Genomic DNA, 26,538 nt, shown 5'->3' on the forward strand with positions numbered 1-26,538 from the left:
TTTCAAATGTATAAATTACTTATGACATCCCGCAAACAAAATAAGTTTGCACGCAATTTTTTGTGCCTTTTTTTTGGCAGCCTTGTCTGGTTATTTAGCTCGGCCAAGCCAATCTTTGATGTACAGAAAAACATAACAATCGACTTTAATAATATTCCGGTAAAGCAGGTTTTTAAAGAGTTAAATAGCAAAACCGGTTTAAAGTTTATTTATTCCCCAAATGACATCGACGATTCGAAGCGTATATCCATGACATTTAGAGAGCAGCCGATATTGACTGTTCTAGATAAGATCTTTTCAAGTTTAAAGATCTCTTACACGTTAAATGACAATACTATTATTGTGAAACGTGGTCTTCAACAAGCTTCAAAACAAGAAGGCCGCGTCATTGCGGGCCGGGTGTTTAATAAGCGACAGACGGCCTTGGCAAATGCTACTGTCGCCACAGGCCTCGGCAAAAATAGAACATCAACAAATGACCAAGGGCAGTTTACACTCAAGCTTGATCCACAGGACAGTTATTTCATGGTTAGTCTTGTCGGCTATGTGAGTCAGCGTGTACCCCTCAAATCAAACGGAGAATATACGGTGATATTAGCGGATAGTATTAGCGCACTGGACGAGGTCGTTGTCGTAGGTTTTGGTACCCAAAGACGTGCCTCTGTGGTAGGGGCGATCACGACGATAGAACCCAAACGCTTGCAAATAGGAACATCTCGTTCTATGAGTAACAATCTTGCAGGACAACTTGCTGGTATCATTGCTGTACAGCGATCTGGAGAACCGGGGTACGATAATTCAAACTTTTGGATACGAGGTATCAGTACTTTCGGTGGAAGCAGAAGTCCATTGATTCTTGTGGACGGTGTGGAGCGGTCTTTGGACAATATGGACCCCGAAGAAATCGAATCGTTTTCGATATTGAAGGACGCGGCAGCAAGTGCAGTTTATGGTGTAAGGGGGGCAAATGGAGTGATTTTGATCAATACAAAGAGAGGAAAAGTAGGTAAACCCAATGTTTCTGCTCGTTTTGAGCAGGGAATCACATCGCCAGTACAGCTACCTAAATTTGTTGGTGCGGCTGATTATTTGGAGGTAATGAATAGCATTCGGGAGGAACGTGGGGAGCAAGGTTTATATTCGAAAGAGCGGATTGAAAATATCCGTAATCATACGGATCCAGACCTCTATCCGGATGTCAATTGGTTGGACGCAGTACTTCGGGACCGAGCTGGAAATTCACGGGCGAATGTTAGTGTCAATGGGGGATCTGATATTTTGCGTTATTCCTTAGTAACTTCATATTATCGGGAAGGTGGATTGATTGAACGCGATGAAAAACAGGCATGGAATTCATTTTCACGGTTAAACCGTTATAATGTGCGCTCCAATGTAGATATCAATGTGAGTCCAACCACTCTCTTCCGGTTGAATATTGGCGGATATCTCCAGGATAGAACAAGAGCTCCCCAAAGTGTTGATGAGCTATTTCAGGAGGCTTTCACGATCCCTCCCTATGTACATCCTACCATCTATTCCTCTGGTGAAATACCTCGGACACCCCAGCGGACAAACCCCTGGGCATTGGCAACTCAACGCGGGTACGAACGTATTAGCGCGAGTAAAATCGAATCTTTATTTGCCGTAGAACAGGACTTATCGTTTTGGTTGAAGGGATTAAAGGCTCGGGGGCTTTTTTCCTTTGATAGATATTCTAACACGTCGGTCGTTAGGAGTAAAAGCCCCGATTACTATAATCCAGCTATCGGAAGGGACGAAAATGGAAAATTAAAGTTAGTCATTGATAGTTATGGACAGGAATTTTTAGGCTATGAAAAAAATTCAGACTGGGGTGATAAGAGCATGTATCTTGAGGGAGCTATTAACTATGTTCAATCTTTTGGTGGCCATAACGTAGAGGGAATGTTTTTATACAATCAGCGAAATTACGATAATGGAGATCTTTTGCCTTATCGGAATCAAGGAATCGCAGGTAGATTTTCGTACAATTATAGCAACAGATATATTGGGGAATTTAATTTTGGTTATAATGGATCCGAAAACTTTGCTCCAGGAAAACGTTATGGGTTCTTTCCTTCCTTTGCTTTAGGCTGGTATATTTCCGAAGAACCTTTTATGGAACATCTTAAAAATACATTTTCCAAAATCAAACTGCGCGGATCTTATGGATTGGTGGGGAATGATAAGTTAGATGGTCGTCGGTTTGCCTATATCACAACCATTAATGAGACCGGTGGATATTCGTGGGGACTAAATAACGATTTTAAACGCAGTGGTCGCATGGAAGGTGATCAAGGTAACAGTGGACTTACTTGGGAAACAGTTGCTAAATCCAATATCGGTTTCGAACTAGGCTTATGGAAAGCACTGGAATTTCAGCTTGACTTATTTCATGAGGACCGGAAAAATATATTTATGCAACGTCGTTCTATACCCGGTTCGAGTGGTTTTACCAATGCACCCTGGGCAAATTTCGGACGCGTAAACAATAAAGGTATTGATATGTCGCTTGAATTGAACAGGCAATTAAATCCAAATCTATTCCTTTCTGTTCGCAGCACATTTACTTATGCCTTAAACAAGATTTTAGAACAGGACGAACCTAGCGCAGTGATCGGTACCTCAAGGTCTTCTACCGGAAAGCCGATCGGCCAATTGTTTGGCTTTATTGACGAAGGCCTATTTACGGATGCAGATTTTTCAGATATTGCTAATGGTACTCTTCGATCAGATATACCAAAACATACTTTTGGACCAGTGCGTCCAGGTGATATCAGATATCGGGATTTGAATGGTGATGGCGTGGTAGATGCCCTCGATAGAACTGCTATCGGTGGAACGGAGGATCCACAGATTGTATTTGGCTTCGGATCCAACCTAAGGTACAAAGCTGTTGATTTCGGTTTCTTTTTTCAGGGAGTCTCCCGTACCTACAGGATCATTGGTGGTTCAAATTTTATTCCCGGAAGCGCCAATGGAGCAATGGGCAATATTTTCGACAATGTTTCCGATAGATGGACCTTGGATAATCCTAGACAGGATGTTTTTTATCCGCGGCTTTCTGACTATCAAAGTGCGAATAATAATTTAGCCTCCACTTGGTGGCTTAGAGACATGAGTTTTATAAGACTACGTAATATTGAAGTGGGCTATAGCCTACCATCAAAAATTCTTGATCATCTCGCTATCCGTAATTTTAGAATATTTCTGCGTGGCAATAATCTATTGACAGTGAGTGATTTTAAGCTTTGGGATCCAGAGCTTGGGGTTAATAATGGTATGCGCTATCCGATCATGAAATCTGTTTCCATGGGATTGGAATTGAATTTTAAATAGAAATAACCTATACAATGAAGACTATAAAATATAATATTACCCGGATATTACTGCTTGTTGCGCTGGGTTTTACAGCGACCTCTTGTTCGAAATATTTGGACAAAAGCCCTGATGATCAGCTTACTTTAGATATGATTTTTAAAGACAAAACCAGAACAGAAGACTGGCTGGCAGGAATATACAGCAATGTACCAGATCCATATTGGGGAAATACCCGTACACTTGGCTGGGACCCACTTTCGGATGATATGGCACCATCTACGGGCTGGGAGCAATTTGGTTGGTCTGTTATAGGGATGCAGACCGGTAATTGGAATCCCAGTACTTCATGGGATCCTAATTATTGGGTGGAACTTCCCAAACGTATTCGTTCAGCTTATATTTTTCTGGACAATGTAAAACCAAATCCAGCACAGTTGGTGACCGAGGAGGAAGTAAACCTCATGAAAGCTGAAGCTCGCTTTATGATCGCTTATTATTATACCCTTCTGCTCGAAACTTATGGTGCTATACCGTTTCATCTTGGATTGACCGATCCGAATGCATCGGCCGAAGAATTGATGATTGGACAGACCCCATTTGATCAGGTGGTGCAATGGGCTGAAAAGGAGCTCTTGGATTTGTCTGCTATTTTACCCGCTAAATATAGTGCTGCCCAGAAATATGGTCGCGCGACCTCTATTATGTGCTTGGCCGTCAGAGCTCGTCTTCTATTATTTGCTGCAAGCCCGTTAGTCAATGGTAACACGGCATACACCGGTTTCGTTAATAATAAAGGAGAAACGATATTCAATGGAAATTATAGTGTAGATAAATGGAAAACTGCAGCAGCGGCCTCAAAATTACTAGTGGAAAAAGCAGAATCAGCCGGTCATAAATTATATATTGAGTATAATGCAGATGGGTCTATAGATCCGTTTCTATCTTATCAAAATATGTTGTTTAGACGACCTCAAGATGGGAACGAGGAGATTCTTTTTGCTCGTCCTGATTGCAATATCTGGGAATATGATAGGCACGCACAACCAAGAGGTACTGGGGGAAACGGGGGACTGGGAATTACACAATCCTTAGTGGATGCCTTTTTCATGGAGAATGGTCGGAAGATTGATGACCCATTATCGGGATATCAGGAAAAAGGGTTCTCAAAGACCGCAGAAGTGCGAAATACACGCTGGGCTGAGTCTCAGGGAAACGGAAAGGTGACTTTGGAAGGCACTTATAATATGTATACCCATCGTGAACCACGATTTTATATTTCGGTTCTGTATAATGGTGCTTGGTATAGAAGAGAAAATCGGACAACCGAATTCTATAGTGGTAACTGGGATGGGGGACCTACGCATGACGCCCCACAAAATGGATACCTTGTACGTAAGAAAGTCCATCCAGATCACGACCCCCGCAATGGAACAAATCCCTATAGACCAGGAATACTTTATCGACTGGGCGAAGTGTATCTGAACTATGCCGAAGCATTAAATGAGTCCTACGCTAATCATCCTGATATATTAAAGTATGTCAATTTGATAAGGGTGCGCGCAGGTGTACCACAATATGGTGTAGGAAAAGATGCTTTACCAGTACCATCTTCGCAGGAGGCAATGCGTAAAGCAATCCGAGATGAGCGACGGGTAGAACTAAATAATGAAGGTATCCGTTACCGAGATGTGCGACGCTGGAAAATTGGTGAAGCTGTGTTAAATGGAAATTTCTATGGTATGAATTTTTCTGGTACAGAAAAGGATGACAATGAATCTAACCCCAAAGCATTTTTCAAACGCTCAGTTTATCAAAAGCGCATATTTACAGCAAAGAATTATTGGTTCCCAATTCCACAAACGGAGATAGATAAGAATCCAAATTTGGTGCAAAATCCAAACTGGAAATAAATATTAAAAACCAATCCAGTTTTCTATATTTATTGAATATGCTGCTTAGTTTTTTGCTATGTGGCATATTCTTTTTTAAAGAATATGTTGAATGTCTATTTCAGGTTCTAATTTAAAATTTTACCCCTCTTTATTTCAGATTTTACCCCCTGTGGTTGGCAAGTTATTTATAATTTAATGTTATTAATCAAATTATACAATTCGTATTCGTTCGAATAAGGAATACGTCTGCAAGAATTATAACATTTATAAACTAAAAACAGCATTATGAGAAAATTTATGATGGTGATTTCTATTGGAATCATTGGGCTATTGAGCTGCCAAAAGTCTGTTCAACTAGATTCTCCGACATCACTAAAAACAAAAGCGAAGGTAAATCTAGCAAGTATAGGTAATACTTACTATATAGATCCCAGCGGAAACGATGATAGCACAGGAACGAGCACAACTGCAGCATGGAGAACGCTGGCCAAAATTAATGCCTCGGTTTTTGGCCCTGGTGATCGTATTTTGTTCAAGAGTGGTGGCGTATGGAATGACACGTTGCATATGAAAAATTCGGGAACGGCTGAAGCTCCTATTATTATAGATAAATATGGCGGCGATGTTCGTCCGATTATCAACGGTGGTGGAAAGAGAAACGGATCAAATGCACTATACCTCAATAGGGTGTCTTATTTTGAGGTAAATAACCTCGAACTGACAAATACAATCCCAAGCGGAACAAGTTATGCTGCTACGGGGATCCGCGTGGTTGGAGGCAGTTCTGCAGGAACAGCAATTAGCAATGTCTCCGTTAGAAATTGTTATGTTCACGACGTCAATGGTGCGATCGATGGACAGACCAATTATAACAAAAGCTCTGGCGGGATTATCTTAGACGGTAAAATATACGGTGCTTTGGTACAAAGTTGCCACGTAGCCAATTGTTCCGTTGAAGGGATAAGGACCACTGGCGATAGGGCTATGGCAGCAAGATCAAAAGATATTATTATCGATAACAATTTGATTGAATATATCTACGGCGACGGAATCGTTATGTCCGGCGTGACGGGAGGAAGTAAAATCACACACAATACGGTCTATAAGGCATGTATGAACACAGGCTCTGAAAATTATGCGGGTATTTGGACATTGGTAGCTTGAATACGCTGGTGGCTTATAATGAAGTTTACGGTATGACAGGCGGGGGCGCTAACGATGGAGTCGCGTTCGATGCCGATGGCTACGATACCAATTCAGTAACCGATGGAGATATTTTCGAATACAATTATTCGCATGATAACAACGGCGGATTTATGCTTTTTATGAACCAGTCTAAGAATATTAAAGTTCGCTATAACGTTTCTGTTAACGATATCGGTACAACACGGTTAAAAAAGCTCTTTTTGATCGAAAAAACGACATACGATTCCCGTGAGATTTATAATAATGTATTCTAAATCAAAAATCCAACCGCCAGCCTGTTTAACGTCATGAATGGCGTAAGTTCAGGAAAGCCTTATGCAACATTTTCAAATAATATTTTTTACACGACCTCGACCATTAGTAGTTTGTCTACCCAAGCCGATAACGGACTGAAGTTTAACAATAATTGTTTATTCCCGTCGAGTACATTTACGTCATTGAACTGGGGAACTACCGTGCGGAACAACAATTTCTATGAAGATCCGGTATTTGTCAATCCAATCGGTGGAAACGGCCTTGAAGCTGCAAAAGGTTATGATGTTGGTTCCAGTTCGGCCGCCCTTAATGCCGGTGTATTTATAAGTAACAATGGAGGCGAGGATTTCGCTGGAAATGCGCTGCCATTGGGTAATCCAGACGTTGGAGCGTTTCAGCATGCTGTTGTAGCCAATGCCGGAAGCTCTCTTGCCGATGCCTATGTCCGCAACGGTACCTATGCAAGTACAAATTATGGAACTACAGCTGATCTTGTCATCAAATCCGACGCTACATCTTACGCGCGTAAAGCATATGCTAAATTTGATATTGCGATGATCACTAAGCCTAAAGTAAGTTCGGCAAAACTAAAAATATATGTTGCAGGAGTAAATACAGCGCCACAAAGAACCATAAATATTTATACAACCTCCACGACATCTTGGTTGGAAAATAGCATTAATTGGAACAATGCACCAATGGATACCGTACTTGTCGGTAAGATTCCGGTTTCAGGGATAGGTTTACAGACCATCGACGTCACTTCGGCCATTAACAGATTGCTGACCGGCACCGATCGTAAAGCATCCTTTCTATTTTTAAATACAAGTGCGGCCTCTTCTACAAATGATATGTCTTTTAGTAGTAGGGAAGCTGCCGCCAATAAAACGACTTTGGAACTGCTCTATTAAGCTGGTACTTATTCAGGTAATTCTATCCTATTTGTGGAATAACCAAATCAAGAAGCCGCAGAGAATACCAATTCTCTGTGGCTTTTTACGCTTTCCCAATAGCGCTTTATGCTATCACCCAAAAAATCGGGCTAAGTAAACAAGACTGCTATTAATTTTAGTGTACCTTATTTTTTATGCGTCATACTATAGCCAGTTTTTGAAGTTAAATGCACATACGGTGCGCACAAAAATTATTATTTCGTAAATTCATACTATGAAGCATCCGATACAGGAGTTGGATAGCTTCTTCATACTAATAAGAGGAATGCATGAAAAGCACGAAACGAAGGAAAGGTTTTCTCTTCAAACAATATGAAGAGCCATTTCAAACGCCTTTTGATAAATTATTTGACATTTTCAAAGAACTGATTACCCATACCTCTGGTGATTTTGATGAAGCCATTGACTGGCTTAGGCAATTGGATAAAGAGTTCAAACTGACGACTCCAGCCTATACGATAGACGATTTCATTACGGATCTGAAGGATAAAGGTTATATCAGGGAAAAAGTAGAGTTTGGTGGTGAAGGTGGCGTAGATATTACCTCAAAGCTGGAGAAAGCCTTGCGTCAGCATGCCTTGGACCAGATATTTGGGAAAATGAGGAAAGGGAAATCAGGCAATCATAAAACCAATCACCAGGGACGGAGTGACGAAAATATGGGCGATTTCAGAAACTATCAGTACGGAGATAGCCTGGAGAAAATAGTTTTGACGGAGAGCTTGAAAAACGCACAGATCAATCATGGGATAGGTGAGTTTGCCTTATCCGAAAATGATCTCGTCGTAGAAGATACACAGTTTAAGTCGCAAATGAGTACAGTGTTGATGATCGATATCAGCCACAGTATGATTTTATACGGCGAGGATCGGATCACACCTGCAAAAAAAGTGGCGATGGCTTTATCAGAACTTATTTTGACCCGTTACCCGAAAGACTCACTTGACGTCATTGTTTTCGGAAACGATGCATGGCCTATCGCGATAAAAGACCTGCCTTATTTGCAAGTTGGACCATTTCATACCAATACCGTCGCGGGCTTAAAGCTAGCGATGGACTTGCTAAGGCGAAAACGGCATGCGAATAAGCAAATTTTTATGATAACCGACGGGAAACCGAGCTGTTTAAATATGCCGGACGGCACTTACTATAAGAATCCTATGGGTTTGGATCCTTTTATCACCAGCAAATGCTATAGTATGGCTGCGCAGGCTCGAAAGTTGGGAATACCAATTACAACCTTTATGATTGCTTCGGATCCTTATCTACAGCAATTTGTCGACGAGTTTACAGCTTCAAATCAAGGGAAGGCTTATTACACGGGACTTGGGGATCTAGGTGAAATGATCTTTGAGGATTACGAAGAAAATAGAAAAAAAAGAATACGATAAGAATATATGGATTACACGAAGATTACAACATTTGGTGCATTAAAAACTTCGGGTTATAAACCTAAAACAATAAAAGAAGAATTGCGTCAGAATCTGATTACAAAAATAAAGACGGGTGAAACCGTGTTCAATGGGGTACATGGTTATGAAGATACCGTAATTCCAGAACTTGAAAGAGCAATACTTTCCAAACACAACATTAATTTCTTGGGCCTTCGCGGTCAGGCGAAAACACGTCTCGCTAGGCTCATGGTCAACTTATTGGATGAATATGTGCCTGTGGTTCAAGGTTCAGAGATTAATGATGATCCGTTTGACCCCATATCGCGTTATGCGATAGAGTTGCTGAAGGAGAAAGGCGACGATACACCGATAAGCTGGCTTGGTAGAGGTGATCGTTTTGTGGAGAAACTGGCTACGCCTGATGTGACAGTAGCTGATTTGATCGGTGATGTAGATCCCATCAAAGCCGCAAATTTAAAACTGAGCTATGCAGACGATCGGGTGATTCATTTTGGTATGATTCCTCGGGCAAACCGTTCTATATTTGTCATTAATGAGCTACCTGATCTTCAAGCTAGAATCCAGGTAGCCCTCTTCAATATATTACAGGAGGGAGATATTCAGATCCGCGGTTTTAAGTTACGCTTGCCGTTAGATGTACAATTTATATTCACAGCGAATCCGGAGGATTATACCAATAGAGGAAGTATTGTGACGCCGCTGAAAGATCGCATTGGATCGCAGATACTTACACATTACCCCGCATCGGTTGAGATAGCAAAGGCAATTACTGCGCAGGAGGCGAACTTGGAAGCGGCCCAGAAGGAGCAGATATATGTCCCGGAGCTGGCTAGGGAATTGATTGAGCAGATAAGCTTTGAAGCACGAAATAGTGAATATGTTGATGAAAAGAGCGGCGTGAGTGCGCGTATGAGCATTACAGCATTTCAAAACTTATTAAGTACCGCTGAATTACGCATGCTCCGAAGTGGGGAACAAGCAACTGCAGTACGGCTGAGTGATTTTATGGGTATTGTGCCTGCGATAACCGGCAAAGTTGAGCTCGTTTATGAAGGCGAGCAAGAAGGAGCGGGTGTCGTTGCAGTGCAGCTGATAGAAAACGCGATTAAAAGCCTTTTCCCGATTTTATTCCCAAAAATTGAGAAACTGGAAAGAGAAAACGAGCGTTATCCCTACGATGATATTGTTCGTTGGTTTTCGGAATCAGAAGGAATCGAATTATCTGATGAACTCAACGATTTGGCGTACGGGCAGGTTTTGGATCAAGTGAAGCCTATCCATGCTTTAATTCAGCAATACCAACCGGAAACGAAACCCGAAGATCTCCATTTTCTGACTGAATTCGTTTTATGGGGACTTACCCTCAACAATAAATTAAGTAAATATAGACTGGGGTCCGGCCTTCAGTTTCAAGATAATTTTCAGGGATATCTGAGAAATAATCTGTAACAGGCAACGAGTAATAGGATGGGTAAGTTTACAGCGCAAACTTACCCATCATGTTATTTTAAAAGGTTTCACAAGGACGGAAAAAGGAGGATAACCTATCTTTTCATTAAAATTAAGTCTATCGATAGACCAATAATAACCACGACAACAGTAAATGACAGATAACCTAAAATATAAACAGCGAGCGCTTTTAAATAACTGGGTATTTTGTAGGGGTCGAAAAATTGTCCAATAGCCCAAACGCTATATACCATAGCGACGATGCTAGCCTGTACCATAACACCTGTATGTGTTACACCTTCAACTAATGCAAAAATAGTATAGATCAACATCGTGATTCCCAAAATAAAACACAGCAGGATAACAATTTCAAAAAAATTAAAACCGTATTTATTAAAAAATAGTTTCGCCCAAAAAGCGATAAACAATCCTATCATGATATTGGCGTAACCATAGTGATCCTGGATCCAGAGGTATATCGAACCCGTAGTAGAATGTTGGGATTCGTAATAGCTCACATATTTGTCGTTTACATGAAAAAAATGGCTTACTACAGAGTATATCAGCGAGGTGATGATGATAAAAATAATGGATTTTACTAGGCGACTCCTGTTCTCGGCAATATATTTTTTTACATTTTTTCCGGGTGTGGTAATGAGTTCACGAATCGTGTACAAGATGCCGCGCTCGAAATGAAGGACATGTTCAATCTCGTGGACGATATAATGCGCATCAATTCTTTTAAGGACCGCTGGCTGTCCGCATTTCGGACAGAAATTCAGCGTTATATCTGTCCCACAGTTTTTGCAATTTGTCATGTTTATACTATGTTATAGGTAATAAGTTTGTTAATATTTGAGGATTCTTTCCTTTCCATATTCTGAAAATCTTTGGCTTTAGCCTCCTATCGATTAGAATTTGTCCAAAAATATTATAGATTATGTCAATCAAGGCTACACCTAAGTGTAGTTTTATACCAACCAACTTCTCTCGTAAGGTAAATAGATTTATTGCGCTGTCGTGTAACCGCGCTGTTGGAAGAATCTTTTATTCTATTCGGCCATTTAAATAAAACTATTATATTTGCATAATACTTGAGTTGTCAAGTATTATGCAAATAACAAGAACAATAATACTATGAACGCGATTAATACGATTCTGAACATTGTAAAAGTTCAATCTGTCATCACCAAAAAGTTTGATGGGTTGAGCTTGCATGGACTAAGTCTGACAGACTTTATGATCCTACATATTTTAAGCCAGGTTCCCGGTAACCGGCTACGGCGAATTGATCTGGCTGAAAGTACCGGTTTAACAGCCTCAGGAATTACACGGATTATTTCCCCCATGGAAAAGATGGGGCTTGTTGTAAAAGAGCACAATGATAGAGATGCCCGGGTCAGTTATGTGAAGCTTACGGCGGCTGGTGATCGAATTTTAAAGGAGGCGACTGTTACAGCTGAGCACATCGCCAATAAGCTATTGGACGGAATGGCCGTAACAGATCTCCTTATTTTTGCTGCGCAATTGAAGTCATTGGGTGGAGATTTATAATTTTAATTTAAAAACACATGAACAAAATAGATAAAAAGCAATTGAAAGCCGAATTCTTGGACAGTAAACCATTGATGGGAGTGTTAACAATTTACAATAGGGCCGGAAAATAAAACATATATCGCAGATAGCCTGAATTTAACGGCTCTTTCCAACAGAATTAGATTTATGTTAAACATGGGGCAATTTGACAATCAAAACTTACAGGCGGATTGGAACCAATTGGGCGAGGGAAATTTCCTGTTTGAAAATGCAGTTATTATTCCATTTGAAAACGACAAAATCATTGATTATAAAAGAGTCGTACATCATGCTGCAACTGAGTTGAAGAGTAAAGTGAGTGAAACAACAAGTATCTATTGATATGGCAAGAAAGACGTATTTGTATCCGAGTTATGAAGCCGGAAGGAATCTGGCATTGAAAAATATCCAAGGCCCCATTGTCAATCTCAATTTAATTCAGTTGAGGAAAATCGCGGACTATACTAATTTTCCGGAGATTGCGCCAATCAAAGAAATTTCGGGATACGATGCTTTCATGAATTATATAAAGCTAGCCAAACCTTTTGTGGAAGAAAGCGGCGGTGAGCTACTTTTTGTTGGGCATGGTGACCAGTTTCTGATAGGCCCCGATCAGGAGCAGTGGGATATTTGTCTGCTGATCAAACAGCGAAGTGTGTCCGATTTTTTTTCATTTGAACAAAATCCAGCGTATATGAAGATTATAGGGCATCGTACTGCAGCAATCTTGGATTCAAGACTTTTACCCCTGGAAAATGTCCCGTTTTAAACGGTACTTACCATAAAAATATCGCCTATTTAAATAATAAATGTATATTTGACATTAATAAAAGTAAACCTCGTATCGTATTCTTCTACAGCTTCGTGGAAAAGTGTTTTTGAGCAAATTTAAATTTGTGTTGAATATCCCTTCGATCAAGATAATTTGGAATTTGTGCATTAAATAATCCATTGTTAAGGTGTAATAAAGAAGGTTTACTCGGCAAATAAGCATTTAGAAAAACCTAAAAATTGATCAAACATGAAACTAAAACAAATAGGGGTATTGAGTATTGCATTAATGAGTTTTACCAATGTCATAGCGCAAAAAATATACAATGCAGATAATGCGGCGGGTTATCTTTTTGCATATTTTGAAGGTTCGGGGGATAAAAATACACAAGAGCAATTGCGATTTGCAGTCAGTCAGGATGCGCAAAACTGGGTTGCATTAAATAACAATAAACCTATTTTGTCATCGGCGGATATATCCCAAACGGGAGGGATTCGTGATCCGCACATCCTTAGGGGAGAGGACAAAAAGTCATTTTATATGGTCGCAACTGATATGTTTACGGTAAAGAATGGGTGGGGAAGTAATCCGGGTATTATTTTGATGCGATCTGATAATCTGACGGACTGGAAACACAATACTGTTGACCTGGCAAAGTTATACCCTAAAAAATTTAAGAACGTAAAATGGGTATGGGCACCACAGACGATCTACGATCCGGCTGAAAAAAAATACCTGGTGTATTTTACGGTGAAATCGCATGAGAATGATAAACTTGATTTTTACGCGGCCTATGCGAATAAAGATTTTAGTGGCTTTGAAAAGGAACCTACTTTATTGTTCAGTCCAAAATTTGGCGGTATTGATGGCGACATTGTCTATAAAGATGGGCTATATCATTTTTTCTTTAAGGGTAATACAAAAGATGCTGCCGGAAAAGAAGTAAAAAATGGAATTCAGCAGGCGACAAGTAAATCCTTAAAAGGACCATGGAGAGAAGACTTCCGGTATCTCGATGCCTACGCAGACACGTCTGTTGTTGTCGAAGGATCTAGCCTTTTTAAGTTGAATGGAACAAACGATTATATCTTGATGTACGATTTGTATGCGAATGGAAGATACGAATTTCAGCGCACAGATGATCTCTTTAATTTCTCTTCAAAACCTGAACCTTTTCATAAGAATTTTAATCCGCGACATGGAAGTGTGATTTCAATCAGCAAGGAAGAGTCTCGTCTTCTGAACAATAAATGGGGCGGTGTACCTGGTGAATTGCTAGCTCCTGTGGCTGCGGATGACCGGTATCATTTTACCGCAAAGGGAAATCCGATTATTAAGCATCATTTTACGGCCGATCCGGCAGCATTAGTTAAGGGGGATACACTTTGGTTGTATGCAGGTCATGACTTTGCAGGAGGTCAGAAAGGCTATAAGATGAAAGACTGGATCGTTTATTCTACAACGGATTTAAAAAATTGGACGGAATATCCCGTGTCTTTGCGCATAAGTGATTTTACCTGGGCAAAAAGCGGCGATGCATTTGCGGGACATGTTACCGAACGTAATGGAAAATATTACTGGTACATCAGTTCCAATTGGTCCGGAATAGGTGTCGCTGTCGCAGACAGACCCGAAGGTCCCTTTAGCGATGCATTGGGAAAACCCTTATTGACCAACAAAGACTGTTTTGCTTCTTCCCATTCCTGGGCCTGTATCGATCCAGCTGTTTTTATTGATGATGATGGTCAAGCCTGGATTTTCTGGGGCAACCGCGAGTGTTACTACGCAAAGCTCAAAGAAAATATGGTTGAGATTGATGGCGAAATAAAACAAGTGAATTTTGAAGGACTAGCTTTTACGGAAGCACCATGGGTTCACAAGCGCAATGGAAAATACTATTTGAGTTATGCCACGGAATTTCCGGAGAAGATCGCTTATGCCATGGCCGATAAGATCGATGGCCCCTATGTCTATAAAGGAATTCTGAATGAAATAGCAGGCAATAGCAATACGAACCATCAGGCAATTGTCCCTTTTAAAAACCAATGGTATTTCATTTATCATAATGGGGGAATTAATCCAGATGGAGGCAGTTTTAGCCGTTCGATATGCATAGATACCTTAAATTACCGTCCAGATGGTACAATCCATAAAATTAAAATGACAACGGAAGGAACTACCGGAGACTAAGCATGAAAAAGCCGGCGATCAAGCTAAAGTGGCTGCCGTAGAAGGTGGGGTAAAGACCGGTTTAATACATTAAAAATGTGGAACGACAGCATCGTTCCACAAAATGTTTTTCAGTGTAGTATTGTAGGATTCTTTTTACAGTATTCTTATCGAATCAATTCAGAAATTTAAAATGATGAGATAGGCATCTCCATTCATTTCGGCAATTACTTCTCTTGAGTCAAGTTTACTTATGGAACAAATGTAGCTTAGAACAGCAGTAGAAAGAATATGAAAAAGATACTTTTTTATGTGAAAATGGGAATATTTGAGTTTTATATAAATACGGTTGTTGCAATATGACACATTGTATCAATTTTACGTCGATTTGTTCCACCATGCTTAATTGTCATAAAAATTCTGTTGATTAGGTCTTTGTTCCAGTTCTATTCCATACAACCATATGAAAAGACAACATCGTTCCGTTTTTTTAAATTCTATTGTTTTAAGCAGCACAGCCTTTTTGGTTCTAGGTGTTCTTTTTTCCTGTTCGAGTAACCGCGGATTTTCTGGGAAGCAGGAGTCGATATATCAGCTTGAACTTGATCGTTTAAAGGAAGTGGCGAAAAATAATCTAACAGATAATATAAAAGAGTTCAATGCTTACGAGCACCGGCCAAAATCGGACGGCGCTTTTGACGAATCCAACAACAAAGACTTTTTAGTCAATAACATTCCGTATTTTGAGAGTTCCAACGATACCCTAAATCGCGTGTATAATTATCGTTGGTGGATGATCAGCAAGCATCTTCGGGATTATTATGATCCACATGATTCAAAGAAATATTGGGTTATAACAGAGTTTTTCGGGTATCCCGCCTGGGGATCCTTGAGTGGAGCGATTACCTGCCCAACGGCGCATCAGTTTTACGATGTACGTTGGCTTCGTGATCCAAAATACCTTCGATCTTATGCCGAATATTTTATGCTTGGATCAGCTTCCAAATTAAATCAACGGGAAAACGGTAATTTTTTGACCCATTTGAGCAGGCCCGAAAGTGTTCATTTTTCCAGCTGGATGGTCGATGGTATTGAATCATTTTTAAAAATTCATCCCGATCAGGCCTGGACACAAAAGATGCTTCCCGCAATGGAGAGCCATCAGCATCTTTTGGATAGCCTATTCACTGTAAAAAATCCAAATGCGAAGACCGACGGCATGTACAAAATTCTGGATCTGTACGATGGTATGGAATTCAGCCTTTCGGCGGTACTTGGCTTAATTGAAAGTAAAGGACCTTATGCTATTTATACCGATAGTACATGGAGAGATCTTTATTTAGGTTGGGGGACGACAGACAAGGCTGCAAATACGACTGCGGCGAAGGAATTTCCATTGGCCTTTACCAAAGGTTATCCTGATTTTTATTTGGTGCGCCCATCCGTTGGAAGTTATTCCTTCGGAAATACCAACGCATTGTACAATCTCTATAGACTGGAACAGCAACAACATCCTTCGATTACGAATAAGGCGAAAGCAGATTACTATAAGGTCAGAAGCCAGGAAATACAGCAGAAATTTCTCAGGACACTTTGGAATTCAGATGATGGTTTTTTTAATACCTTGACAGCCGGTGACAATGCCTATGGTGTTCGGGATTACGAAGCTCGGGTGCGGGAATCCGTTGGTTATACCCCTTGGTATTTCAATATGATACCGCATGAGGATAATAAAAAGTATGAGGTAGCTTGGACGATGTTTACTTCCGAAAAAGGTTTCAATAACCATAAAGGAATGACCACGGCCGAAAGACAACATCCCTATTATAATGAGCAGGCTTATGCCTGGAATGGCAGAGGATGGCCTTTTCAAAACTCGGTCGTCTATAAGGGATACAGCAACTATTTAAGAAATTATAAAAATCAAATCACTGTGCAGGACAAAGAGACCCTATACGAACAAATTATGAAGCTTACACGGCTTCACGGTTATGCCCACCCAAATATCGGTGAATGGTATATACCAAGTGATGGTGAGCAATTTGGTGGGCAGAATGATTATTTTCATTCAACCTATCCAGACATGATCATAGCAGATCTCATTGGATTTAAGGCATCCCATCACAACAGTTTTCAGGTTCAGCCACTGATACCTGCTGGCAAAATGGATTATTTTTACCTCGGAAACTTAGACTATCACGGGAAAACAATAGACATTATCTGGAAAGAAGACTGGGATCAAAACAAACCTGGAAAACAGTCTATGTTATGTATTTGGGTAGATCATGTTTTGAAGGCAAGCAGCAAAGATCTTGGTGTTAAAATAGACGTAAATTTAGACTAATATCAACAGGTGTTTAACCAATTTATAATCCATCGATTGGATGAATCTATTTGAACGAAATTTTAAAAAATAAGACTCTATTGCACAACCGTCCTTTTAATTATACGGAACTCAATCGTTAAATTTGAGAAATTGAGCGGTACAATGGTAAATGATTACAAAAAATATGAGCTATTTGGAAGACCGATGATGCAAAAAATTGCATTGAAGGCACCATTTACATTTGAATTTCCAGTAGCGGAACAGGCTTGCTTCCTCTATGTGCTCGAAGGGGGGATGCAATACCAGGCAAATGACGAAGAGCTAACTATTGCGAAGCATTATTCCTTATTGCTGAATTGTATTAATTCTGGAAAGCGAATCCAGGATGTGAATCCAAGGCAAGATTGTCAGCTGTTAATCGTCACTTTTTATCCAGATACCTTGAAGAAAGTTTACGATAGAGAGTTGCCCTCGTTGCTGCTTGAACCCGAAAATATCGTTTCAAACCAATCAAAAGAAAAAATTGACAATGATTTCCTGATCCAGAAATATGTGGAAGGCTTGCTGTTCTATTTTGAAAATCCTTCATTGATCAATGAAGATATACTGGTGCTCAAATTAAAAGAAATTATATTGCTCCTGTCCCAAACGAGAAACGCGTCGGTCATACGGGTGATATTATCACAGCTTTTTTCTTCAAGTACCTATTCTTTTAAACAGATCATTGAAGCCAATCTCTTTTCCCAATTGACCATTGAGCAGCTTGCGGAACAGAATAATCTGAGTGTTTCTTCATTTAAAAGAGAGTTTGCCAAATTATATCAGGATACACCTGCCAGTTATATCAAAAATAAGAAGCTCGAAAAGGCGGCAGAGCTCCTTTTAGTTTCCGATCAGCGTGTTTCCGAAATTGCCTTTAACTGTGGATTTAACGACCTCGCAACATTTACAAAGAGTTTTAGTGACAAATACCACATATCGCCAACAAATTTTCGTCGACAGCTTAAAAGCAACTAAAAACCAATGGTGACTTGTATATAGTATTCCATTTTGATCGTGGGGACCAAGTTTTCTCCAATAAGATTGTAGTCCTGTTTTTTGAACTAAAACATCAAATCTTTGAACGAAATCAAAAAACCATTTTCCTTATTCTATTGCAACTTTGTAGTGTTTCATTAAAGGGTAGTTATTCCATGGACTGTACCGTGAAAGCGTGACAACGACCTTACATTACAGGAACATTTATTTGAAATTATCAACGTTAAAAATAGAAAAAATGAATTTATCAGGTTTAGGAGTTTTCCACACAGTTATTGGAGTAACAGCACTTTTAGGCGCTGTATTAGGGTTTATCAGCTATGGTAAGATCAATCTTAAAGTATTATCGGGGAAGTTATATTTTTATGCGACAGCCATCACTTCTCTTACGGCATTAGGGATTTCGAAACAAGGCGGCTTCAATGCTGGACATGTTTTTTCGCTCTTCATCTTTGTTCTTGTAACGATGGCCTATTGGCTGCACGCAACGAAGAAAAGTAGTACGAAGGCTCGGTATTTTGAAAATTTTCTATGGTCATTTAGTTTCTTCTTGTCGCTGGTGCCTACTGTTAATGAGACCTTTACCAGAGTTCCAGTCGGACATCCCTTGGCAAAGGATATAAATGATCCAATTATTGGACAGACCCTTCTTGTCCTCTTTGTGCTTTTTATTATTGCAGTCATTTTTCAATACTTCAAACAAAAGAAAATCAACACTGGATTGGGGTCAGAACTGAAAAGTCGAGTCTAGTAGAGCTATTTGATCCAGACCATTTCTGAACGCTCATCTTTAGCGCCTTTCGATTCATATGGTGCTGCAATCTAGCCTGTTGTACATTGTTTAAAATATGACAAACCAATCTTTTGCTTTTATTGTTTGGTCTTGTAGAAGTTTAACAACATAATCATTTTGAAATATATGCTTAATTACGATTGTCTAAAGAAATTAAAGATGTGCAACGGAAAAAATAATTCCACGGGATTACTTCTCGCAATGGTGGCGGGAGCAGCAGTAGGTACATTGGTCGGTCTATTAGTGGCACCGAATAGTGGAAAAAAAACGCGGAAAAAAATCAAGGAAAAAACAAGGGACCTCAAAGAACAGGCAAAACACACATACGAAGAAGTAGCCGATAAAGTGAAAGAAGAGTATGATCATGTGTCATCCTCGATTAGTGAAACAGCAGGTCATGTGGCCGATAAGGTCTCAAATGAATTTGATAAGTATAAAGATCAAATAAGTGAAAAGACCGCCGAAGAAACTGAAGCGATTAAAAATACAATTAAAGATCAAAAAGAAAAATAATCTTTGTTGATTCAAACAGCAGACCGGATAATAGCTATTGCTTGGTCTGCTGTTTATTTTTTGATCTCCGCCCCTAAAATTATAATGTCCATGTCCAGACGGACCGTTTTACTGAATCCAACGGCCATTCAATGGTCACGGTTAGCTTTCACTAACTTAGTGAAAGCCCGCTCGAAATTCCAGGGGCGAAAGTTTGGTTTTTGTTTTAAACAAGATCGCCACGGATTACCTGAGCACCTAAATTGGTGATTATTTCTGCTGATTTTTCTGAGCGTGCTAAACCAGATACTTGATGTCCTGCATCGATCATTTCTTGAACAACTGCTGAACCTATGAAGCCCGAAGCTCCAGTTATAAATACTTTCATAATCTTTTTTTTCTTGAGACAAAGTTCTGTGTAAAGTTGACGGCAGATGTATCCAAATGTCAGAATGTTGTAGCCATCTTTCAGAAAAACGATGATCTCGTATTTTGCAAGCCGCTGTACCGTTCAAAAAAGATCCTCTGCCACGAAATAAATACAGTATTCACGGAATAAGTAGGGAGTTAAAGCTTCGGGATGATCAGTCAAACTGTCCCATATACAAACGATAGTATTTACCTTTTTGCTTTAGCAATTCTGTATGCGAACCGAACTCGGCGATTCTCCCTTTTTCGATCAGACAGATGACGTCAGCATTCTTGATGGTCGAGAGTCTATGGGCAATGACGAAGCTTGTTTTGTTTTGCATTAACCGGTCAATACCTTCCTGAATAGCGATTTCAGTTCGTGTATCGATCGAGCTGGTCGCTTCATCCAATATTAAGATTGGCGTATTGGCTATAGTTGCTCGGGCGATGTTAATTAACTGCCGTTGTCCCTGACTCAGATTGGCTACATCATTGGTCAATTCGGTTTTATATCCTTGTGGCAATTGCATGATAAAGCTATCCGCTGCGGCAAGCTTCGCTGCCGCTATCACTTCATCGTCTGTTGCGCTGAGCCGGCCATACCGGATGTTTTCCATAACCGTATCGGTAAACAAATGGGTGTCCTGAAATACAATAGATAGTTTTTTACGCAGTTCATTGCGATCCAGCTTAAAAATCGATGTCTTATCTAGCAGAATATCCCCGGATAGCAAAGGGTAGAAGCGAGGCAGCAAATTGATAATTGTCGACTTGCCGGCACCAGTTTCACCCACAAAAGCGATCTTTTGACCTGGTTTTACGTCGATGTCGATATCAAATAAAACCTGTTTTTCGGGTACATATCCAAAATTTACATGCGATAGTGTCACTTGGCCCTGCACCGGTGCCGGCATTGGCTGCGGATCGACGGTTTCACTTTCAGGAGCCGTGTCAATAACGGCAAAAATACGTTCTGCGCCCGCCAACGCTGCCTGTAGACTATTGTATTGACTGGAAATCTCATTGACAGGCCGTCCAAATTGCCGTGCATACTGTAAAAATGCAGTTAATCCCCTAAATCGAATCCACGTGTGATCACTAGAATACCACCTGCGATGGTAGTCAGCGCGTAGTTAATGGTGCTCATATTCGCCATCAAAGGCATCATCATGCCAGAATAAAACTGTGCCTTTGTTGCTTTTTCCCGGAGCACTTGATTAAGCTATTCAAATTGTTCGATGGCGGCGTTTTCGTGCCTGAAGACCTTCACCACTTTTTGTCCGCTGATCATTTCCTCTACATAGCCATTGGCATTGCCGAGTGCAGCTTGGTTGGCGGCAAAAAAACGCTTGCTTTTGTTGATGATCAGTTTTGCCAGATATAACATCAGGGGGATCATGATCAATGCAATAATAGATAAGATAGGGCTGATATATACCATGAGCGCGAGTGTCCCCAACAAGGTAATTGAGCTGATTAAAAGTTGTGTAATGCTATTGTTTAGGGCGTCGCTTACGGTATCCATGTCATTGGTGAAGCGACTCATCAGATCACCATGTTGATGGGTATCGTAAAACTGCAAAGGTAGGTACTGCATGCGGTCGAACAGCTCATTTCGGAGGTTTGAAATCGTTTTCTGCGCAACTTTTATGGTGAGCCGGTATTGCAACATGTTGAAGATTCCTGTAGCGATATAAATTCCGATCATGACGAGGGCGATATGTCCTAGACCAACAATATCTTTTTTAAGTACATAATTGTTGATTGCAGGCCGTAAAAGGTAGTTGCCCGCTAGTGTTCCCGCAGTTCCCAGCAAAAGTGAAATTAAAATCAGCAGAAGCATCAGCCGTTGCGAAGACAGGTAGCGCATCAATCGCCATAAAGCCCTAAATCCCTGTTTGGGCTTTTCATTTTTAATGCGTCTTGAACTTCCGGGGCCGGGTAAACTCACAGGGATGGATTTGTTTGAGGTACTCATTAGGCTTCTTCTTTTTGCAGGTGTTGGGACTGATAAATTTCCTGATAGATGGTATTTGTTTGCAGAAGTACCTCGTGTGATCCGGAACCGACAATGCGGCCTTCTTCCATGACCAATATCTGGTCGGCGTGCATGACGCTTGAAATACGCTGTGCAATAATCAATTGTGTGGTATCCTGCAGATAATTTTTTAAACCTTCACGTATTTTCCGGTCGGTGTCGATGTCCACAGCACTTGTGCTGTCGTCCATAATTAAGATTTTAGGTTTCTTCAATAAAGCCCTGGCAATACATATGCGTTGTTTTTGTCCTCCCGAAACATTGACGCCTCCTTGTCCTAGTAGCGTGTGATATCCGGCGGGGAAGGAGCGTATAAAATCGTCTGCACAGGCAGTCCTGGCAGCAGCATAAATATCCTCATCCATCGCCTGCTCATTTCCCCATTTGAGATTTTCTAATATAGTTCCTGAAAAAAGTTGATTTTGCTGCAAGACAATCGCAATCTCGCTGCGCAGTTCCTGTAGTTGGTAATTTCTGACATCGATGCCATCGACCAACACGCTACCTTCAGACACATCATACAGTCGTGGGATTAATTGTACCAACGTGCTCTTTCCGGAACCTGTGCCACCTATGATAGCTAAGGTACTCGCAGGCTTCACGTCGAAGCTAATGTAGTCGAGGTTGGGTTTCTCACTTTGTTTGTTGTACCGAAAAGTGACTTGCTGAAAGGCGATCCGTCCTGCTGTGATAGCGTATCTGTTTTGGAGACCTTCCACCGTATCCGATAAGGAAGGCTGTTTCTCTAAAACTTCTTCAATTCTATCACCCGAAGCGATTGCCCTTGAAATCATCATGAAAGTCAATGAGAGCAACATCAAGGAAATAAGGATCTGCGTGATATAACTTAGAAAGGACATCAGTCCACCAAGAGCAAGCGTTCCGGTCATAACTTTCTGTCCGCCAAACCAGGTCACGGCAACAAGCGACAAGCCCATCACCAATTGCATGACAGGCATGATAAGTACAACGATGCTTGAAGCTTTGGTCGCAACATCCATCAGGTCGAAATTCACTTTGTCGAATTTCTTTTTCTCAAAGTCTTGACGTACAAAAGCTTTAACCACCCGCACATTGAGTAGATTTTCCTGCACAACACTATTGACACGATCGACCGCCTGCTGCATCTTGATAAAAAAGGGGAGCCCTTTGCGGAATAATATGAATATGCTTAGGGCTAATATAGGCAACGCAATGGCCATCACGATGGACAGATCCTTATTTATAGAAACCGCAAAGATAATGGCAAAAACCATCATAAGGGGTGCTCTTAGGAGCATACGCAGGCACATCATCATGACTTGCTGCATCATATTGGTGTCGTTGGTGAGCCGCGTAGTAAGCGACGCCGAACTGAAATAATCGGTATCCGCAAAAGCAAAAGATTGTATTTTTCGAAACAGGGCAGTCCGGAGATTCGGCGCAAAACCCACAGATGCATGTGCAGAGTAATAGATGTTGCACAAATTGGCAACGATGGCAACGATGGCTAACCCGATCATGGCCAATCCAATTTTCAAAATGTAGTTGATATCTTTATGCAAGATTCCGTCATCGACAATAATAGACATTAGACGAGGTTGTACAATTTCGCAAAACACATCAATTACAACGAAAAAGGGAATAATCAAAAAAGCCTTTCTAAATGACTTGGTATAAGGGGTAAACGTGGAAAGCTTCATCTGCTTGTATATCCATTAAATCATTTAGTCCAGTTTGTATGCCTGAACGCTGTTACTCCTAACGGTAGGCACATAAAGCATACCCGAAGATTTGTCGTAACCGATATCGGCAGCATTTATCTTCTTGTCCCGTGTATCAAGCAATACCGTATTGGAGCCGTCAGGTTTGACATGATAGATCAGTCCTTGCCAGCCCGAAACTACAAATTCGTTGGGTTTAATTTGTACGACACCGTCCAATCCACCTTCCATACCTTTCGATATTACAGTAGTTTTTTTATCCTGATCTATCTTAACAAGAGCACCATCCGATAATACATACAAGTCTTTGCCGACAGCCAGCAGTCCGTTTGCACCTTTGAGATTTTCGGCATATAGCATAGGGACGTCATTTTCAATGCGATATACTTTTCCAAGTCGCGTATCACTCACATAAACAATACCCTTTGAGTCAACTGTAATGTCATTGAGCAACTCAGCACCATCGATGGTAATTCTTTTAACGATGCTTGCTTTATCTATATCGATGACGGCAATCGATTTAGCGAATGCTTCCGCTGCATAGAGCCGGTTTTTGTGGATTCCTATGCCCAAAACAGCATTTAATCCTGTCACCCAATCTTTTTTGATAAATTTTCCGTCCATATCCAGTTTACTGATGAATGCCGTTGTGTTAGGTTCGAAGGCAATCGTATTTGAAACATAGAGTACTTTGTTTTTGGCATCTACCCAAACGGACTCTGGAGATCTTAGGGTAGTGTCCGATTGCCATTGAGGCGTTAAAGACTTCTGTCCAAACAGGACTTGTACAAACATGATAAGGGTTAATGTTAACGTAATTTTCATAGAAAATCGGATTGGTGTTTATATTAGTTTAATTTATTCGAGTTAAAAAAAAACTACTCAAAGGAACTTTTGGTCTTCTGTTAAAGAATAAATAGTTGTAGTCAAAAAAATCGACCATTGCGCTCCTTTAATATACAGCATTTAGATCGTATTGTTTTCTTTTTTCGAAAGAAAACCCCATCAGATCGCTTAGATCAATACTTCTTTATAGATAAATTGCTGTAATATTTCTTTTCAATATACGGCAAAATTGCTTTAGGCCCACCAATATATTTATAAATAATTTTTCGTTTCATACCGATTTATAGAAGCTATTAATTTCTTGTTAATAGTTCATTAATGGTACCTCATAACTTTGATTTCGAGAATAAGCCCAGTACTATTTAGCCCCCCGGAACGAAGGGGGAGTAGGGCGACCTGCATTGAAATAAACCAATTTGTATAAACCAGTTTCAACCATTTATAAAAAAAATCACTTGATTATGAGTATTAAAAAGCAAACAAAATTATGTATGGTCTTCTTGTTGGCAACTTTGCTGGCGTCCTGTTCGAAGAGCGAAAAGATGATGGAACAACCGCTCCCGAAAGAGGAGGCCAAAAAGGCAAATGGCAATAATGCAGTTTCCGCGACAGGCGATGTTGTTGGCCAGATTACTGTGGGATACCAGGGCTGGTTTTCCTGCGCTGGCGACAATTCTCCCATGGGAACACATTGGTGGCACTGGACTGAGGCCTGGCAACAGACGCCGTCCCAGGGTAATTTCCATATTCCTTCTTGGCCCGACAACAGTGAATACCAAAAAAAATACAACAGCAATTTACCGGCGTTGGGCAATGGTTCACCTGCGTCTTTGTTTTCTTCATTTGACGATCAGACAGTCAATGTCCAGGTTAAATGGATGAAAGATTATGGTATCCACACGGCGGCATTGCAGCGATTTAATCCCACAGGGATAGAAGGTCCCATTCGTAACGCCATTACGGCTAAAGTTAAAACTGCCGCCGAGCAACACGGTGTCAAATTTTATATCATGTATGATGTGTCGGCCTGGGTTAATATGCAGGCTGAGATAAAAAATGATTGGCTAAATCTAATGAAACAATATACTCAGTCTCCAGCCTATGCCAAACAGAATGGCAAGCCTGTGGTCGGTATTTGGGGATTTGGTTTTAATGACAACAACCACCCCTGGTCGGCGGCCGTCTGTCTGGATGTGATCCAGTGGTTTCGCGACCAAGGCTGTTATGTCATGGGCGGCACGCCAACACATTGGAGGCTGGCACAAGCAGGGGGAGATTCGAGGCAGGGCTACATCGACGTTTACAAAGCATTTGATATGTTGTCGCCTTGGATGGTAGGACGTATCGGAACCATTGCAGACGTGGATCATTATGCACAGCATATCCAAAATGCTGATCTACAGTTTTGTAATTTAAATAACATAGACTATCATCCCTGTGTATTGCCGGGCTCACTGCAGGAGGGGCAAAGAAAACATGGTGATTTTATGTGGCGACAATTCTATAATCTGACTTCGCTCGGTGTCAAGAGTATGTATGTGTCTATGTTTGATGAGTACAACGAATCCAATCAGATCGCGAAGACTGCTGCAACCCAACAGGATGTTCCGGTTGGGCTGGGGATTAAATCCATGGATGAAGATGGGACTGCTTGTTCTTCGGATTACTATCTCCGGATCACAATGGACGGTGGAAAGATGCTAAAGGGACAGATACCGCTGAACCCAAATAGACCAACCTCCCCACAATAAGTCAACTTTTAACGAACACAATTGGTTTATATAGTTTAATAGTGCGGCCGAATCTTCGTTATGAAGATTCGGTTTTTTATAGGGTTTTATTATCCGATCAGAAAAGCATTTTTCA

The 26,538-nt window shown here is 40.7% G+C and carries 22 protein-coding genes; 16 read left to right on the forward strand and 6 right to left on the reverse strand.

From position 1 onward, the window contains the following. Nucleotides 1-6: 6 nt before the first annotated feature. From B3E92_RS12270 to B3E92_RS12300, 7 genes are all read left to right on the forward strand, one after another. The gene (locus B3E92_RS12270; RefSeq protein WP_286896902.1) at nt 7-3,357 is read left to right on the forward strand and encodes a SusC/RagA family TonB-linked outer membrane protein; all 3,351 of its coding nucleotides are present in this window, start codon (nt 7-9) and stop codon (nt 3,355-3,357) included. A 14-nt stretch (nt 3,358-3,371) separates the two neighbouring features. Further along, nucleotides 3,372-5,249: a RagB/SusD family nutrient uptake outer membrane protein gene (locus tag B3E92_RS12275; protein WP_286896904.1), complete on the forward strand. Its 1,878-nt coding sequence runs from the start codon at nt 3,372-3,374 to the stop codon at nt 5,247-5,249. 267 nt (nt 5,250-5,516) lie between these two features. Beyond that, entirely contained in the window at nt 5,517-6,395 is an 879-nt protein-coding gene (locus tag B3E92_RS12280) for a right-handed parallel beta-helix repeat-containing protein (protein WP_286896906.1), read from the forward strand. Further along, nucleotides 6,377-6,691: a hypothetical protein gene (locus B3E92_RS12285; RefSeq protein WP_286896909.1), complete on the forward strand. Its 315-nt coding sequence runs from the start codon at nt 6,377-6,379 to the stop codon at nt 6,689-6,691. The genes B3E92_RS12280 and B3E92_RS12285 overlap by 19 nt, the downstream gene beginning before the upstream one ends. A 33-nt stretch (nt 6,692-6,724) precedes the next feature. Beyond that, complete coding sequence (locus B3E92_RS12290; protein WP_286896912.1) at nt 6,725-7,603, forward strand: DUF7594 domain-containing protein; 879 nt, start codon at nt 6,725-6,727, stop codon at nt 7,601-7,603. Nucleotides 7,604-7,914: 311 nt separating this feature from the next. Continuing rightward, entirely contained in the window at nt 7,915-9,036 is a 1,122-nt protein-coding gene (locus B3E92_RS12295; RefSeq protein WP_286754479.1) for a vWA domain-containing protein, read from the forward strand. Between the two features lie 6 nt (nt 9,037-9,042). Next, nucleotides 9,043-10,509 carry a sigma 54-interacting transcriptional regulator gene (locus B3E92_RS12300; RefSeq protein WP_204990712.1) on the forward strand — a complete coding sequence of 489 codons (1,467 nt, stop codon included), beginning with the start codon at nt 9,043-9,045 and terminating at the stop codon, nt 10,507-10,509. 95 nt (nt 10,510-10,604) lie between these two features. On the opposite strand, the gene B3E92_RS12305 is transcribed toward B3E92_RS12300, so the two are convergent. After that, entirely contained in the window at nt 10,605-11,327 is a 723-nt protein-coding gene (locus B3E92_RS12305) for a DUF3667 domain-containing protein (RefSeq protein ID WP_286896916.1), read from the reverse strand. 319 nt (nt 11,328-11,646) lie between these two features. Here B3E92_RS12305 and B3E92_RS12310 point away from each other — a divergent pair, with 319 nt between their 5' ends. The 8 genes from B3E92_RS12310 to B3E92_RS12345 all read left to right on the forward strand — a co-directional run bounded on the left by B3E92_RS12310 (nt 11,647) and on the right by B3E92_RS12345 (nt 19,695). After that, a complete protein-coding gene (locus tag B3E92_RS12310; RefSeq protein ID WP_115048114.1) occupies nt 11,647-12,063 on the forward strand; it encodes a MarR family winged helix-turn-helix transcriptional regulator in 417 nt (138 codons plus the stop codon). A 177-nt stretch (nt 12,064-12,240) separates the two neighbouring features. Continuing rightward, nucleotides 12,241-12,426 (forward strand): hypothetical protein, encoded by a 186-nt coding sequence (locus B3E92_RS12315; protein WP_286896919.1) that lies wholly within the window; start codon nt 12,241-12,243, stop codon nt 12,424-12,426. Between the two features lies 1 nt (nt 12,427). Beyond that, a complete protein-coding gene (locus tag B3E92_RS12320; protein WP_070568634.1) occupies nt 12,428-12,853 on the forward strand; it encodes a DUF1330 domain-containing protein in 426 nt (141 codons plus the stop codon). A gap of 252 nt (nt 12,854-13,105) precedes the next feature. Next, nucleotides 13,106-15,046, forward strand: a complete 1,941-nt coding sequence (locus B3E92_RS12325) for a family 43 glycosylhydrolase (protein WP_112374536.1) — start codon at nt 13,106-13,108, stop codon at nt 15,044-15,046. Nucleotides 15,047-15,488: 442 nt separating this feature from the next. Continuing rightward, nucleotides 15,489-17,369, forward strand: coding sequence for an MGH1-like glycoside hydrolase domain-containing protein (locus tag B3E92_RS12330; RefSeq protein WP_112374537.1), 1,881 nt, complete (start codon nt 15,489-15,491; stop codon nt 17,367-17,369). Nucleotides 17,370-17,501: 132 nt separating this feature from the next. Further along, nucleotides 17,502-18,368, forward strand: coding sequence for a helix-turn-helix domain-containing protein (locus tag B3E92_RS12335; protein WP_286896923.1), 867 nt, complete (start codon nt 17,502-17,504; stop codon nt 18,366-18,368). 259 nt (nt 18,369-18,627) lie between these two features. Further along, nucleotides 18,628-19,140 (forward strand): hypothetical protein, encoded by a 513-nt coding sequence (locus B3E92_RS12340; RefSeq protein WP_286896925.1) that lies wholly within the window; start codon nt 18,628-18,630, stop codon nt 19,138-19,140. A 201-nt stretch (nt 19,141-19,341) separates the two neighbouring features. Continuing rightward, complete coding sequence (locus B3E92_RS12345) at nt 19,342-19,695, forward strand: YtxH domain-containing protein (protein WP_286896928.1); 354 nt, start codon at nt 19,342-19,344, stop codon at nt 19,693-19,695. A gap of 205 nt (nt 19,696-19,900) precedes the next feature. Here the strand turns inward: B3E92_RS12345 and B3E92_RS12350 are convergent, their stop codons facing one another. From B3E92_RS12350 to B3E92_RS12370, 5 genes are all read right to left on the reverse strand, one after another. After that, complete coding sequence (locus tag B3E92_RS12350) at nt 19,901-20,062, reverse strand: NAD-dependent epimerase/dehydratase family protein (RefSeq protein WP_115048126.1); 162 nt, start codon at nt 20,060-20,062, stop codon at nt 19,901-19,903. 196 nt (nt 20,063-20,258) lie between these two features. Continuing rightward, nucleotides 20,259-21,071: an ABC transporter ATP-binding protein gene (locus B3E92_RS12355; protein WP_286896930.1), complete on the reverse strand. Its 813-nt coding sequence runs from the start codon at nt 21,069-21,071 to the stop codon at nt 20,259-20,261. Between the two features lie 236 nt (nt 21,072-21,307). Continuing rightward, nucleotides 21,308-22,063: an ABC transporter ATP-binding protein gene (locus tag B3E92_RS12360; protein ID WP_286896933.1), complete on the reverse strand. Its 756-nt coding sequence runs from the start codon at nt 22,061-22,063 to the stop codon at nt 21,308-21,310. Then, nucleotides 22,063-23,805, reverse strand: a complete 1,743-nt coding sequence (locus tag B3E92_RS12365; protein WP_286896936.1) for an ABC transporter ATP-binding protein — start codon at nt 23,803-23,805, stop codon at nt 22,063-22,065. Before B3E92_RS12365 ends, B3E92_RS12360 begins: the two co-directional genes overlap by 1 nt. 24 nt (nt 23,806-23,829) lie before the next feature. Beyond that, nucleotides 23,830-24,651: an ATP-binding protein gene (locus B3E92_RS12370; RefSeq protein ID WP_286896938.1), complete on the reverse strand. Its 822-nt coding sequence runs from the start codon at nt 24,649-24,651 to the stop codon at nt 23,830-23,832. Between the two features lie 482 nt (nt 24,652-25,133). On the opposite strand from B3E92_RS12370, the gene B3E92_RS12375 reads away from it, so the two are divergent. After that, a complete protein-coding gene (locus B3E92_RS12375) occupies nt 25,134-26,423 on the forward strand; it encodes a glycoside hydrolase family 71/99-like protein (protein ID WP_286896940.1) in 1,290 nt (429 codons plus the stop codon). The last annotated feature ends 115 nt before the right edge of the window (nt 26,424-26,538 follow it).

Source organism: Sphingobacterium sp. UBA6317 (genome assembly GCF_002440385.1).
In the GTDB taxonomy this organism is placed as follows: domain Bacteria; phylum Bacteroidota; class Bacteroidia; order Sphingobacteriales; family Sphingobacteriaceae; genus Sphingobacterium; species Sphingobacterium multivorum.

Bases quoted from the DNA above. Each gene is read 5' to 3' on its own strand.
- B3E92_RS12270 (WP_286896902.1), top strand. From the start codon at position 7: ATGTATAAATTACTTATGACATCCCGCAAACAAAATAAGTTTGCACGC.
- B3E92_RS12275 (WP_286896904.1), top strand. From the start codon at position 3,372: ATGAAGACTATAAAATATAATATTACCCGGATATTACTGCTTGTTGCG.
- B3E92_RS12280 (WP_286896906.1), top strand. From the start codon at position 5,517: ATGAGAAAATTTATGATGGTGATTTCTATTGGAATCATTGGGCTATTG.
- B3E92_RS12290 (WP_286896912.1), top strand. From the start codon at position 6,725: ATGAATGGCGTAAGTTCAGGAAAGCCTTATGCAACATTTTCAAATAAT.
- B3E92_RS12295 (WP_286754479.1), top strand. From the start codon at position 7,915: ATGAAAAGCACGAAACGAAGGAAAGGTTTTCTCTTCAAACAATATGAA.
- B3E92_RS12300 (WP_204990712.1), top strand. From the start codon at position 9,043: ATGGATTACACGAAGATTACAACATTTGGTGCATTAAAAACTTCGGGT.
- B3E92_RS12305 (WP_286896916.1), bottom strand. From the start codon at position 11,327: ATGACAAATTGCAAAAACTGTGGGACAGATATAACGCTGAATTTCTGT.
- B3E92_RS12310 (WP_115048114.1), top strand. From the start codon at position 11,647: ATGAACGCGATTAATACGATTCTGAACATTGTAAAAGTTCAATCTGTC.
- B3E92_RS12315 (WP_286896919.1), top strand. From the start codon at position 12,241: ATGGGGCAATTTGACAATCAAAACTTACAGGCGGATTGGAACCAATTG.
- B3E92_RS12320 (WP_070568634.1), top strand. From the start codon at position 12,428: ATGGCAAGAAAGACGTATTTGTATCCGAGTTATGAAGCCGGAAGGAAT.
- B3E92_RS12325 (WP_112374536.1), top strand. From the start codon at position 13,106: ATGAAACTAAAACAAATAGGGGTATTGAGTATTGCATTAATGAGTTTT.
- B3E92_RS12330 (WP_112374537.1), top strand. From the start codon at position 15,489: ATGAAAAGACAACATCGTTCCGTTTTTTTAAATTCTATTGTTTTAAGC.
- B3E92_RS12340 (WP_286896925.1), top strand. From the start codon at position 18,628: ATGAATTTATCAGGTTTAGGAGTTTTCCACACAGTTATTGGAGTAACA.
- B3E92_RS12345 (WP_286896928.1), top strand. From the start codon at position 19,342: ATGTGCAACGGAAAAAATAATTCCACGGGATTACTTCTCGCAATGGTG.
- B3E92_RS12350 (WP_115048126.1), bottom strand. From the start codon at position 20,062: ATGAAAGTATTTATAACTGGAGCTTCGGGCTTCATAGGTTCAGCAGTT.
- B3E92_RS12360 (WP_286896933.1), bottom strand. From the start codon at position 22,063: ATGAGTACCTCAAACAAATCCATCCCTGTGAGTTTACCCGGCCCCGGA.
- B3E92_RS12365 (WP_286896936.1), bottom strand. From the start codon at position 23,805: ATGAAGCTTTCCACGTTTACCCCTTATACCAAGTCATTTAGAAAGGCT.
- B3E92_RS12370 (WP_286896938.1), bottom strand. From the start codon at position 24,651: ATGAAAATTACGTTAACATTAACCCTTATCATGTTTGTACAAGTCCTG.
- B3E92_RS12375 (WP_286896940.1), top strand. From the start codon at position 25,134: ATGAGTATTAAAAAGCAAACAAAATTATGTATGGTCTTCTTGTTGGCA.